The organism is Nocardia sp. A7, from assembly GCF_046549215.1.
Taxonomy (GTDB): Bacteria; Actinomycetota; Actinomycetes; order Mycobacteriales; family Mycobacteriaceae; genus Nocardia.
Map to the genome: position 1 here is coordinate 814,646 of NZ_JAJPWE010000002.1, position 12,915 is coordinate 827,560.

General features: G+C 66.7%; 11 protein-coding genes. 3 read left to right on the top strand and 8 right to left on the bottom strand.

The annotated features are described in order from the left end of the window. Positions 1–5: 5 nt before the first annotated feature. The gene (locus ACLJPD_RS15140) at positions 6–2,057 is read right to left on the bottom strand and encodes a hydantoinase/oxoprolinase family protein (protein WP_410872751.1); all 2,052 of its coding nucleotides are present in this window, start codon (positions 2,055–2,057) and stop codon (positions 6–8) included. Positions 2,058–2,393: 336 nt separating this feature from the next. Between ACLJPD_RS15140 and ACLJPD_RS15145 the strand changes: the two genes are divergently transcribed. Continuing rightward, positions 2,394–3,497: a transporter substrate-binding protein gene (locus ACLJPD_RS15145; protein WP_410872752.1), complete on the top strand. Its 1,104-nt coding sequence runs from the start codon at positions 2,394–2,396 to the stop codon at positions 3,495–3,497. Here the strand turns inward: ACLJPD_RS15145 and ACLJPD_RS15150 are convergent. Beyond that, the gene (locus ACLJPD_RS15150) at positions 3,480–4,934 is read right to left on the bottom strand and encodes a PucR family transcriptional regulator (protein WP_410872753.1); all 1,455 of its coding nucleotides are present in this window, start codon (positions 4,932–4,934) and stop codon (positions 3,480–3,482) included. The two genes, ACLJPD_RS15145 and ACLJPD_RS15150, sit on opposite strands and share 18 nt — an antisense overlap. A 294-nt stretch (positions 4,935–5,228) precedes the next feature. Here ACLJPD_RS15150 and ACLJPD_RS15155 point away from each other — a divergent pair, with 294 nt between their 5' ends. Continuing rightward, positions 5,229–5,672, top strand: coding sequence for an NUDIX hydrolase (locus tag ACLJPD_RS15155; protein ID WP_410872754.1), 444 nt, complete (start codon positions 5,229–5,231; stop codon positions 5,670–5,672). 14 nt (positions 5,673–5,686) lie between these two features. Here the strand turns inward: ACLJPD_RS15155 and ACLJPD_RS15160 are convergent, their stop codons facing one another. Next, the gene (locus tag ACLJPD_RS15160; protein WP_410872755.1) at positions 5,687–6,547 is read right to left on the bottom strand and encodes an SDR family oxidoreductase; all 861 of its coding nucleotides are present in this window, start codon (positions 6,545–6,547) and stop codon (positions 5,687–5,689) included. Between the two features lie 129 nt (positions 6,548–6,676). Here ACLJPD_RS15160 and ACLJPD_RS15165 point away from each other — a divergent pair, with 129 nt between their 5' ends. After that, entirely contained in the window at positions 6,677–7,147 is a 471-nt protein-coding gene (locus ACLJPD_RS15165; protein ID WP_410872756.1) for a MarR family winged helix-turn-helix transcriptional regulator, read from the top strand. On the opposite strand, the gene ACLJPD_RS15170 is transcribed toward ACLJPD_RS15165, so the two are convergent. From ACLJPD_RS15170 to ACLJPD_RS15190, 5 genes are read right to left on the bottom strand one after another with little or no spacing between them, the layout of a single operon-like run. Next, entirely contained in the window at positions 7,126–8,763 is a 1,638-nt protein-coding gene (locus ACLJPD_RS15170; protein WP_410872757.1) for a class I adenylate-forming enzyme family protein, read from the bottom strand. The two genes, ACLJPD_RS15165 and ACLJPD_RS15170, sit on opposite strands and share 22 nt — an antisense overlap. Next, the gene (locus ACLJPD_RS15175; RefSeq protein WP_410872758.1) at positions 8,760–10,109 is read right to left on the bottom strand and encodes an MFS transporter; all 1,350 of its coding nucleotides are present in this window, start codon (positions 10,107–10,109) and stop codon (positions 8,760–8,762) included. The genes ACLJPD_RS15170 and ACLJPD_RS15175 overlap by 4 nt, the downstream gene beginning before the upstream one ends. After that, positions 10,106–10,639 carry a 3-isopropylmalate dehydratase gene (locus tag ACLJPD_RS15180; RefSeq protein WP_410872759.1) on the bottom strand — a complete coding sequence of 178 codons (534 nt, stop codon included), beginning with the start codon at positions 10,637–10,639 and terminating at the stop codon, positions 10,106–10,108. Before ACLJPD_RS15180 ends, ACLJPD_RS15175 begins: the two co-directional genes overlap by 4 nt. Then, positions 10,636–11,880 carry a 3-isopropylmalate dehydratase large subunit gene (locus ACLJPD_RS15185; protein WP_410873417.1) on the bottom strand — a complete coding sequence of 415 codons (1,245 nt, stop codon included), beginning with the start codon at positions 11,878–11,880 and terminating at the stop codon, positions 10,636–10,638. Before ACLJPD_RS15185 ends, ACLJPD_RS15180 begins: the two co-directional genes overlap by 4 nt. 17 nt (positions 11,881–11,897) lie before the next feature. Continuing rightward, positions 11,898–12,764: an oxaloacetate decarboxylase gene (locus ACLJPD_RS15190; protein ID WP_410872760.1), complete on the bottom strand. Its 867-nt coding sequence runs from the start codon at positions 12,762–12,764 to the stop codon at positions 11,898–11,900. Positions 12,765–12,915 lie beyond the last annotated feature (151 nt).

Here is a 12,915-nt window from a genome sequence, read left to right on the forward strand (position 1 = left end):
AAGGATTACGTGGTCTGCTCGAGCACGAGGTTGCCCCACTCGTCGGCCCGCGCGGTCGTGCGAGGCGGCACTACGGTGGTCGAATCGAGCTGGTCGACGATGCACGGCCCGGCCAGCACGGCACCGGCGGGCAGCTCGGCCCGGTTGTAGACCGGGGTCGGCAGGCGGACCGGCTCGTCAGGGAACAGCACATCGCGCACTTCGACGGGAACAGGGGTGAAGTCGGCAGGGTCGATCAGGGCCGCCGGAACCACCTCGTTGCGCGGGGTCGCCCCGATCGCCCGGACCAGCACGCGGTAGATCTCGACGCCTGCGGCCTCGTCGGCGAAGTTGTGTTCCTTCAGGTGGGTGGCGTGGAACGTGGCGATCACCTGGTCGAGGCTGCTCAGCGGCCCCGATACCGGCACGGCGATGGCCCGCCACTGCCCGAGGTAGCGCATGTCGAGGTAGTACTCGAAAGCCATATCGGCGTCGTCGACGTGCTCGGCGGTGAGCCGTTGCCTGCCCTGGGTCTCCAGTTCACGGAACGACCGGTTCAGATGTCCGAGATCGGCCTCGGCCGCGTCGGCGAGGTACATCTTGGTCAGGTCGTGCTGGATGTCGACGAGCATGCAGCCCATCGCCGAGGTGACGCCGGGATGCGGCGGGATGATCACCGTCGGAATGCCGAGGTCCTTGGCCAGGTAGGCGGCGTGCAGCGGGCCCGCGCCACCGAAGCCGACCAGGGCGAAATCGCGCGGATCGTGGCCCTTTCGAATCGAGATCAGGCGGATGGCGTCGGCCATATTGGCGTTGGCGACCTTGATGATCGACTGCGCCGCGGTCTCCACATCCAAACCCAGTGGGGTGGCGATCTTTTCGATCGCCGCGCGTGCCATCGACTCGTCGAGTTGCTTCACCCCGCCCGCCAGCTTCTTGCCGACGGTGCCGAGCACGAGGTTGGCGTCGGTGTTGGTGGCCAGATCGTCGGCGACGCCGTAGCAGGCCGGGCCGGGTTCCGAGCCGGCCGATTGCGGGCCGTTGTGCAGCGAGCCCGCGTCGTCGATCCAGGCGATCGAGCCGCCACCCGCGCCGATGGTGAGCACCTCGATGCTCGGGAAACAGATCGGGTAGCCGAATTCGACGCTCCACATATTGGTGGTGCCGAGCATTCCGTTCTCCGTGAGCGACACATCGGTGGAGGTGCCACCCATGTCGAAACCGATGGAGTTCTCGAAGCCGCACATGCGCGCGATGTGCCTGCTGGCGATGGCCCCCGCGGCGATGCCGGAGGCCGCCAGGCGCGCGCCGTACTTCTCGGCCATCTTCGGGGTCATCACACCGCCGCCGGAGTGCAGCAGCAGCACGTCGTTGGCGTAGCCGTTCTCCTCCAGTCGAGCCTCGAGTGTGCGGGCATATGGCCCGATGATCGGCACCAGTGCCGCATTGGCGACGGTGGTGGAGAACCGCTCGTATTCGAAGATCTCCGGGAGCACATCACTCGAGGTGGTGATCGCGACGCCGGGCAGTTCTTCGGCGAGGATCTCCGCCATCCGCTCTTCGTGCTCGGGATTGGTGAACGAGTTGACGAAACACACGGCCACGGTTTCGATTTCGCGTCTGCGCAGGATTCGCGCGACGTCGCGGGCCTGGTCCTCGTCGAGCGTTTCGAGCACTTTGCCGTCGTAGCCGATGCGCTCGCGCACCGTCATCCGGTGGCGGCGCGGCACGAACGGTTCCGCGATCGCCTGATACGGATCCCAGGATTCGCGATCACCGCGTCGGATTTCGATCACGTCGCGGAACCCCTCGGTGGTGACCAGGGCGATCTTGGGAAATTTGCGGGTGATCAGGGCATTGGTGGCGATGGTGGTGCCGTGCGAGAAGAATTCCACCTCGGCCCAATCCACCCCCGCCTGTTTCATCCCGGCCAGCACGCCCTCGATGGGGTCGGCCTGGGTGGGGTATTTCGCGGTGATGATCTTTCCGTCCGCGCCCTGGACGAAAACGTCGGTGAAGGTGCCGCCGATATCGACTGCGGTGCGAATTTTCACGGGCCTGCTGATGGCCTCGGTCATGGTGTCCTCCTCGGGATGTGCTCGCCGAACACGACATACGAAACCCGGATCGGCGAGGCCGAACAATTGGACCGACCGCCAGCGTGGAGGGCGCCGGGCTTGGATGTTCGTCCACCTCCTCCGGTGCTCTGATGCCGTCTACCAGCGGAAACGGGCGCCCGCGTCGAGTAACGTCCACGTGTCCGATACCTGGGCGCAACGGTTGGTCACCCGATCGCAACCCCGGTACCGGGCCGCTTGCGTCGGCCCGACCGCTCGCTCTGTGCGACACCGGATCTGGCGTAGAGTTGGCGTGATGGCAGACGGGGGAGGCTCGCGCCGGGGAAAGGAGCGGTGGTGAAGATCGGGTTGCTGTATTCGCTCACCGGCCCGCGGGCGGAGATGGAGCGATCCATTTTCGACGGTGCGGCTCTTGCGATACACGAGATCAACGCCGATGGCGGTGTGCGCGGTGCGGAACTCGAATGCGCGGTATTCGACGATCGCTCCGAAGTGGGATTGTCGGTCGCCGGCATCGATCACCTGTGCGGTGACGAAGGCGTCGACATCATCGTCGGCGGATATACCTCCGCGAGCCGGGTCGCGATGATTCCGGCGGTGCACGCCCATCGCGCCCTGCTGATGTACCCGACCTATTTCGAGGGCGAGGAAACCGATCACCGGGTGTTCTATTGCGGGGCGGCACCCAACCAATATCTGGCGGACTACCTGGGGTGGATCGCGAGCAATCTCGGCCGCCGCGTCTATGTGGTCGGCTCGGACTACATCTATCCGCGAGTACTGGCCGAGGCGGTGCAGCGGTTGGGTGGGCGCTGGAACGTGGAGACCGTCGGAAACCGCTACGTGCCGCTGCGTGAGACCTCGTTCACCGAGGTAGTCCGCGATATCGAGCGGGTGCGGCCCGACGTGGTCGTGTCCAATCTCGTCGGCCTGGAATCGACCACCGCGTTCTATACCGAATTCCACCGCGCCGGTTTCGATTCCGCCACCCTGCCGATCGCCGCGACGGTCACCACCCCGATCGACCTCGAGCACATGCCGCCCGAGGTCGGTGACGGGCACTACATGGTCGGCACCTACTTCTCGACGATCGATTCCGAGGCCAATCGGACCTACCGCCGGTCCCTGCTCGCGGTTCGCGGTCAGCGCCGTGCCCATGCCGCGCAGGTCGGCGCCTACAACGCGGTGCACGCGGTGCGACTGGCCGCGGAGGTGGCCCGTTCGACCGACGCGGCCGGGATCGCCGAGGCGCTGCTCGGCATCCGGTTCGACGGCAATCCCGAGGGCCTGCCGTTCTGCTTCCGGAGCAACCACTACAGCGCGCACCCGTCGTATGTCGGCCGAGCTGGTGGCGGCGAATACGATGTCGTCGCCGAATTCGCGCCGCGGTTGCCCGAACCCTGGTGGCTGAGCCGCAGTCCGCTATTCGCCGCGTTGTGATTCGCGCAGCGAGAGCGCCAGGTAGAAGTCCACCCGGTCGGCCATCGATCCGATACCGCGGCCTGTGAGCCGCTCGATGCGCGACAGCCGGTAGCGCAGCGTGTTGATATGTATGCCCAATTCGTTTGCGGTGGCGGCCCATTGGCAGTCGAGGGCGAGGAAGGTGCGCAGCGTCTCGAGATAGTGGGAAGCCTTGGCCTCGTCGTAGGCGAGCACCGGCTGCAGCAGCGCGCGGTGCAGCGCCTGCGCCATGGCGGGATCAGCGGCGAGCAGGGTCGCGCTCAAGGGAGCAGGCAGAGCTACCTTGGGTGCCGAGGGTCCGCTGGAGCGGGCGTGGCGGTCGGCGAGATGTCGAGCGTTGATCAGTCCGCGGACCAGATCGTCACTGGAGCCGATGACGCACGAGCTGGTCCCGACGGAGAGTTCGTGGCCGTGACGGTGTGCGAACAGACCGCGGAGCATGTCGAGACACTCATCGAAATCTGTTGCGGTGCGGGCTGTTTCATTCTCCATGGTGATCAGCGCATACGCGCCGTCGCCGTGGCTTCCGCACACGCTGGTGCCGCCGACGCGCAGGCCGAGGTCATGCAGCGCGGTGACGAGGTCGGCTTCGGTCGCCGGCGGTGTCACCACCGCGACCGCGCGAACGCGCGCACCGGGGACGAGCCCGAGCGAGCGCGCCCACGGGTCGAGTGCCGCGGACGCGACCTTGGCCCCCAGTAATTCCCGAATCAGCGCGTCCTCGGATTCTCGGCGTGCGGACCTGGCGACCTCGATCGAGGTGATCCGCGTATCGAGATCGCTCACGAGCCGGGCGAAACGACCCGGATGTAGCTGTGCGCGTTCGGGATTGGTGAGAGCGAGGTCGATTCCCGACTCGGGCAGGACCGCGTGTATCGCAGCGGCCCGGTCCGCGTTGCCCCGAACAGGCTCGGGTGCGCGCGCCACGATCTTGCCGACGAGATCCAGATCGGCAGCGGGCGAACCCAGTACACAGCCCTGCAGTACCAGCCAGATCTTGATGCCACTGTCGGCGGCGAAACCGTCGACCGTGTCGCGAATGGAATTCGCCGCAGTGGGCTGTCCGGGCCAGGACAGGATCCGGTCGACCGGCACGCCTTTCGGCAGGAGAAGGACCGGCAAGGTGTGGCGGACACACGCGGCGACGAATTCCGAGGGGAGAAGTTGATCGTCGTCGTCCACCACGACCGCGACCGCGCCCGCCGTCCGGAGCGCACCCGCGGTCGATGCGGGCGCACCCAGCGACGACCACACCAGAGACCGGATGTAGACGATCCGGGCCCCCATCGGCTCGTGCGGCGACATCGGATCGAATGCGCACACCCCGTGTACCTGCTCGAGCCAGGACCGATCGGCCACCCCGGGCGTCAGGGCGCGCAGGCCCGCATGAGCGGCCAACTCGCCCAGTGTTGACATTCGACCCCTCTCCGGTGCGCACGTAGGCCCGATTATCGCGCCAAACGCCAGTTCCGGCTCAGCGGAGCGTGACCTGATGCCCACCGGCGCGGTCGCCGGATCCGCGGATCGGATTCCGCGCGCTCCAGGCCAGACTTCTCGCCGTGGAGGACCGCCTCCGATTCCCGGCGACAAGGATCAGTCGATCATCGCCGGATCGACTCGGAACCAGGCACAATTGACAGGGAAGTCGTTACCCAGTGGCTGCGACAACACGCGGCTACTCTGTCTGACCGAAGGTTGGTGAATCCACCGATGTCGATACCCATGTATGACGAGGTCCTACCGCGCGGCGAACGCGACGGATTCGGCCTACGGGTCGGTGCGATCATCGACCGCGGTGGGGAAGTATTACTCCTGGAAGCGAACAGCACCGGCCTCATCCGTCCCACCCACAAACTCCCCGGCGCCACGGTGGGACCCGGGGAGTCCGTTGCCGCGGCGCTGATCCGGGGAGTTCGCGAGGAAACCGGTCTGACGGTCACCGGCATCCGACATCACGTCGGCGACTTCGACTACCTGTCCCCAGCCGGCAAACCGGTGCGGCGTCTACACTTCGCCGTCGACGTGAAAGCCACCGGCCCCATTCGCCTTTCCGCGCACGCCGGGTACCTGTGGGTGTCGTTGGACCGAGAACTGTTCGTCACTCCCTCGATCCGGGGAATCCTCGGGGCTTACAAAGAACTACCCGCCCCCTGACGACACCGCGAGTGCTACCGACCGGCGGGACCGGGTGATTCGGAATTCTGGTGTGCGGCATCGAGCAGCGGCTGCCCGATGACACCCATCGCCTGAGATGCGCCACCGAGCACCCACCCGCCGTCCGCGGGCAGCACGACGCCCGACACGAAATCGGCGAGCGGCGAGGCGAGGAATCGGCAGACGTTGGCGACGTCACGTGGCGTGCCGTAGCGGCGCAGCGGCACGCTGCCGGTGACCAGGGCCCGATCCTGCTCGGTCGGCGCCAACCGGGCCATGCCCTCGGTCCCATCGATCGGGCCCGGAATCACACCGTTGACGCGGACCCCGTACGGGCCCCATTCCATCGCCAGCACCTTGGTGAGCATGTCGACGCCGGCCTTGGCGGCGCAGACGTGCGCCTGGGTGATCGTCGGCAACTCCGACTGCGGTGCCGAGATATTGATGACCGATGCGCCGGGCTTGCGCAGGAACGGGTAGCTCGCGCGCAGGACGTTGTAGGTGCCGAGCAGATCGATGTCGACCACCGACTTGAACCCGTTGGCGGACATGCCGACCGCAGCGGCGGGGAAGTTGCCTGCCGCACCGGAGATCATCACGTCGAAGTCGCCGAACTCCCGATGCACCGATGCCAGGACGGCCTCGGTCGCGCCGTAGTCGCGCACGTCAGCGCTACCGCCGAGCGCTTCGGCACCGAGCGCGCGAAGGCGTTCGACGGCCGCGTCGACCTTGTCCGCGGACCGACTCAGCACCGCGACCCGAGCACCGGCTCGCGCGAAGTCCTCGGCCACACCGAGATTGATGCCGCTGGTGCCACCGGCGACGACGACGACCTTGTCGGTCAGGTCGATCTTCTGGATGAATTCTGACTCCATGTCAGGCAGACTATCAGTAGTACGAACTATTACCTGTGGTGATTATCGGTGGACTCGGTTGCCGAGGGTGTGTGTGGTCCCGACTACTATCGGTCTGCTGTCCAGTCCAGAAATCGAGGTTTTCCGCCAGTGACCGAACCGTTGATCCCGGACATGGTCGCCGACCACACCAGCTGCCTGCTGATCAAGCTCGGGCAGGTGATGTTCCGCGTGAGCGAGGATCGGCTCGCCACACTGGGTCTGCGGACGAGGCACTTCATGATCTTGAAGGTGCTGGCAGGCGACCAGGCCAGTTCTCAGCTCGAACTGGGAACGCGATTGCGCATCGACTCGACCACCATGGTTGCCGCGATCGACCATCTGGAGTCGGCGGGGCTCGCCGCCAGGATTCGCGATCACCGTGACCGTCGGCGTTTTCTCGTCGAGATCACCGAGCTGGGGATGCGGACCGTCGAGCAGGCCGACGAGCTGGTCCGCACGCTGAACGACGACCTACTCCACGGTCTCGATCCGGCGGAGCGCGCAAACCTGCATCAAGCACTGCTATCGCTGAATTCCGGCGCTACGTTGCCGCGGGCCTACGACGCTGTCCGGCGTTGACCACGTAGCGCCCGTCTGCGAATCTTGCCGGTCTGAGTTTTCGGCAGGTCCGCGATGATCTCCACTGTTCTGGGGCGCTTGTAGGGCGCAAGGCGGGCTCGCGCGAAGGAGATCAGCTCCTCGGCAGGGGCGCTGTGCCCCTCCTTCAGCGAAACATAGGCGGCGACCGACTCACCCTGGTACTCGTCGGGAATCCCCACCACCGCTGCTTCGAGCACTGCCGGATGCTCGTAGAGAACATCCTCGACCTCCCGCGGCCATACCTTGTACCCGGAGACGTTGATCTGGTCCTTGATCCGGTCGACCAGGTAGACCCAGCCGTCGGCATCGATGATCGCGCTGTCGCCGGTGCGGAGCTTGCCCGCGGGCATGGTGGCTTCGGATTCCGCTGGATTGCGCCAGTATCCGGAGACCACCTGGGAGCCGACGATCACGAGTTCGCCCTGATCGCCGGGCGCAAGGACACGGCCCGCGGCGTCGATCACCTCGACGCTCACGCCGGGCAGCGCCTGACCGATGGACAGCGTGCCGCTCTCCGGGTCGACCGGGGCGTTCGCCCCGGGCGGGACCGCGGTGACCGCCGACGAGGTTTCGGTCATGCCGTAGGCGTTATGGATGTAGTGGCCGAACCGGTCGCGGAATCGGGCGACCGTGCTCGGCGGGACCGGGGCGCCACCGCTGAACAGCGTCTTGATGGTGGAGAAGTGTTCGGCGGTGGCGTATTCGGAGTTCATCATCGCGTTGAAGGCGGTGATGGAACCGATGGTGTAGGTGACGCCGTGTTCGCGCAGTGCGTCGACGACGACGTCGGTGTCGAAGCGGCCGGTGAAGACCAGCGACGTTCGTTCGGTGAGTGCGAGTGCCCCGATGACGACGGCTCCGGTGATGTGGAACAGCGGGGCCAGGGCGAAGACGACGTCGCCGGGGGCGATGCCGGCGAGTTCGGCGAAACCGGTGGTCACCGCGCGGACATTGGCGTGGGAGTTCATCGCGCCCTTCGGCGGCCCGGTGGTGCCGGAGGTGTAAGCGAGGAAAGCCAGGTCTTCGCCGCGCACCTGAACCGATGCGGGTTTGCGGCCGACGTACTCGTGAGCCAAGGTGAGCAGGTCGGTGTGCGCCGAGTCGGTGCGGTGGTCTCCCGATGCGTCGGGCTTGAACACGCGGGGGTCGTCGCGAGACTGGAGGTCCGATTCCGCGGTGCCGAGCACCCACCCGACTGTGGTGCCCTCGACGTCGTCGCGGACCCGCCGCACATCGCGATCAGTGGTGACGATCCCGACCGGTTCGGCATCGCTGACCAGCTCGCGGAGTTCGCGGCCGCGATACATCGGGTTTAGCAGCAGGCCGATCGCGCCGAGCTTCCACAGGGCTAGCAGAACGAGCGCGTATTGCGGGATGTTCTGGAGGTGGATACCCACCCGCTCCCCGTGCCCCACACCACGGTCGGCGAAGGCGGCCGCGAGTGCGTTGGCGAGGTCGTCGGCCTGGCGCACGGTGAGCGTGGTGTCGAAGTACACGAGAGCCGGGGCGTCGGGCTCGTGCTGGACCCGGTCGTGCCATGCCGCCCCGAGTGTGTCGAAGCGTTCGGGGATGGTCCCGGCATCGCCGCTGCTCATGCGGGAAGTTCCTTCCGCCCGGTTTCGCGGATGGTGGCGACGGTGACGAGGCCGACGGCGCAGACGCCCATCACCCAGTAGGCGGGCGACATCGCGTTGCCGGTCGATTCGACGAGCTGGGCGGCGACATAGGGGGCGGTGCCGCCGGCGGCGATGGTGCCGATATTGAAGCCGAGCGAGACGCCGGTGTAGCGGACCGCGCGCGGGAAGAGCTCGGTGAACAGCGGGAACGCCGGGACCTGGACGACGCCGTTGAGGACCATGTAGACGAAGTACACGATGCCGATGACGAGGATGCTGCTCGTCGCGCCCATGATCATGAAGGCGGGCAGGGCGATCACGACGTAGCCGAGGTAGCCGCCGATGAGTACCGGTTTGCGGCCGAACCTGTCGGTGAGCATGCCGCTGAGCGGGAAGGTGGCGCAGGCCAGGGCGATGGCGATCGCGGAGGTCCAGTAGACCGAGTCCTTGGAGAAGCCGAGGTCTTTGATCAGATAGACACTGAAGTAGGTCAGCCCGATATAGCCGGAGCCGTTCATGGCGATGGCGACGCCGACGACGCGCAGGACCGACCACGGGTTCTTGGTGACGGTGTCGAGCAGCGGGCTCTTGGCGACCTGCTCCTTCTCCGCCATCTCCTCGAATTCGGGGGTGTCCTCCAGCTTCATCCGAACGCGCAGGCACACGTAGGCCAGCGGTAGGGCGAGCAGGAACGGGATGCGCCATCCCCACGATTGCATCTGCTCGTCCGTGGTCGCGAGCGACACCACGCCCACCACGGCGGCGGCAACGGCGAAACCGAGGGTGGAACCGACCGGGGTGAAGGAGCCGAAGAAGCCGCGTTTGCCCGGAGGTGCCGATTCGGCGATATAGGTCGCCGCGCCACCGACTTCGCCGCCGGCCGAGAAGCCCTGGGCGAGACGGACGAGCACCAGCAGGATCGGGGCGAGGACGCCGACGGACGAGTGGGTCGGCAACAAGCCGAGGACACCGCAGGCCACGCCCATACTCACCACCGTCAGAACGAGGGCGGAGCGGCGGCCGCGTCGATCGCCGAGGCGGCCGAAGAAGATGCCGCCGAGCGGACGGGCGACATAGGCGACACCGAAAACGGCGAGCGTCGACAGAATCGACACCCCGGAATTGTCCGAGGGAAAGAACAGGGGTGCGATGGTGACGGCGAGGAAGCCGTAGACCGCGAAGTCGTAGTACTCGATGAGGGTGCCGACGCCGCCGGCGATGGCGGCGCGGCGGGCCACGGAGTTCGACTTCTTCGCTGCTGTCGTCGGCCGCGGTCCGGCGAGGTGGAGGTCGCTGGACCCGACGCGAGATTCTGTGTTCGTCATTGAGCCTGTCTTTCGCGTGCGTGCTCGGCGAGCAGGAGTTCATAGGAGCCACCGGCTTCGATGACCTGGACGGTCCGCGGACTCGGTGGGTTGCCGACCAGTCGAGTTCCGTCGGGCAGGCCCACGGCGGCGGCGCGCCAGTCGAGGGCCACGGCGTCGTCGACCTGGACTGCGGTCGAGACGCCGGGGATCGTGATCAACGGCATGCCGTTGAAGGTCTCGCCGCGCCAGAAACCCGGCGAGAAGGACTCCGCGACGATCGCCGAGATCCCCGCGTTGCGCAGGGCGACCATGGGTGGATAGTGCGGGTGTCCGTAGCCGAAGTTCCGTCCGCCGACGATGATATCGCCGGGGCGAACACGGTCGATGAAGGACGGGTCGTAGGCCCGCATACACACCGACCGCAGGTGGTCGGGGTCATAGGACTTGATATTGGCGACGCCGACGACGAGGTCGATATCGAAATCGTCGCCGAAGATCCAGGCGACCCTGCCTTCGATGAGATCCGGGGGTGGGGGATAGGCGCTCACTGGTTCGACTCCTGGATCGTGCCGGTGAGGGCGCTGGCGGCGACGGTGTAGGGCGAGCCCATGTAGATGTTGGCGTCGGGACTGCCCATGCGACCGGAAATGTTCAGGACGCCGGTGGAGATGCAGTTCTCGCCGGCCTGAAGGGGCTTCTGGTAGCCGAAGCAGAAATCACAGCTCGATATGTTGATATGCGCACCTGCGGCGCGGAGCACGTCGAGAATGCCTTCGCGCTCGGCCTGCTCGTACACCTTCTGGGAGGTGGGCACGACATTGAGCTCGACGCCGGGGGCGACCGTGCGGCCGTCCAGGACCAGCGCCGCTGCGCGCAGGTCTTCGATGCGCCCGCTGGCGCAGGAGCCGATGAAGGCTTTCGTGATCGGGGTGCCCGCGAGTTCCTTGGCGGTCTTGGTGTTGACGGCACGGGCCGAGCCGGGCAGCACCACCCGCGGGGTGAGGGTGGCGAGGTCGATGGTGTGGCGGGCGGCGTAGGTGGCGTCGGGGTCCGGAGACACCGGGTCGAAGTCGCGGCGGGCGACCTCGTTCGCGTAGGCCAGCGACATCTCATCGGGTTCGAAGATCGCGGAGACCGCGCCGGTGAACATCGCCATTCCGCACAGGCCCTGGCGGTGGTCGATGGCCATCGAGCGGGCACCCGGGCCGCCGAATTCCATCACCTGATGCGCGCAACCGTCGGCGCCGACCAGATCGATGATGGTGTGCACGAGGTCGCGGCTGTCGACGCCGGGCGGGAACTCGCCGACGAGGTCGAAGCGGGTGGTGGCGGGGATATCGACGAAGACCCGGCCGGTGACCCAGGCTTCGATGAGGTCGCGCCGGATACCCCAGCCGAGGGCGCCGAAGGCGCCGATACCGCTGATATGGCCGTCGAAGTGGACGAGGAATTCGCCGGGAATGGCCAGGCCGAGTTCGGCGGTGAGCTGGTGGCCGATACCGCGGCCCTCGTGCAGCTCGATGCCGTAGAACTCGCACCAGTCGCGGGTCACCTGGTGGACTTCGGTTTCCTTGTCATCGCGCTTGCTGAGCATGTGGTCGATGAAGACGATGTAGCGGCTCGGGTCATCGAGCTCGGTCATCTGGAAGTCCTCGCGCATCTGACGAAACATCACGTCGGTGTAGCCGGGGAAGTCGTAGGCGATCATGCGCGCAGGCTGGACCGGGTGGTTCTCGCCGGCACGGACCGTGTCCTGATCCGAGGCGCGGCCCAGGATCTTCTCCGTCATCGTGTAACCCACGGCGGTCACCGCTCCTTCGCGGGTAGGTACTTGTTCTGCATCGCCTCGACCTCGGGAAAGCCGATCAGTTCCACGAATTCGTGGTGCTGGAGCGCGTCGGCGCTCACCTGGGCCGGTGCCTCGCCCGCGGCCAGTCGCCGCAGTGTCTCGCGGGCGGCCCCGGTCGCGGCCATCAGGACCTGGGTGGGCAGCAGGGCGAGGCGGACGCCGATCTGGTCGAGGATCTCGGGGGTGAAATCGCGTTCGGTCCAGGTCGAGGCGGTGAGGGTGGCCATGAGCGGGACCCCGACCTCCTCGTGGCAGCGCTGCCACTGTTCGACGGTGTCGAAGGTCTTGGTGACCGGCATGATCATGTCCGCGCCCGCCTCGGCGTAGGCCTGGGCGCGGCGGATCGCCTCGTCGCCGCGCGCGTCGGTGCGGGCGATCAGCAACACATCGTCGGGGATGGAGTCGCGGACGGCGCGGACCTTGCCGGTCGCCTCGGCGACGGTGATCAGGTCGACGGGCTCGCCCACGCAGATGGGGCAGGACTTGGGCGAGACCTGATCTTCCATGAACATCCCGCCGACACCCGCGTCGGCGAATTTCGCGGCGGTGCGCGCGGCGTTGACGGCGTTGCCGTAGCCGGTGTCGATATCGGCGACGAGCGGCAGTTTCGACGACTCCCGGATCGTGCGAACCGCCTGCAGGTTCTCGGTCTGGGTGTAGAGCTCGGCATCGGGGAGGCCGAGTGCCGCCGAGACGGCGAATCCCGAGGCGCACAGTGCGCTGAAACCCGCCTGTTCGGCGAGGCGGGCGGTCAGGCCATCCCAGACGCCGGGCGCGTAGACGAGGCCGCGGGTCGTGAGGTCTTTCAAGGTCGGGCTGCGCACAGGCCACTCTCCGTTTCGCAATGCGGAATGTGTTTCACATAACGGTACGTACGGTAAGGTGGTGCGAGTCACAAAGTCAACCCCCGCCGGTGGATGTCTGTTCGTATGGTGGCAACCCCGATCGCACGATCAACGAAAGTGAGTGAGTAGC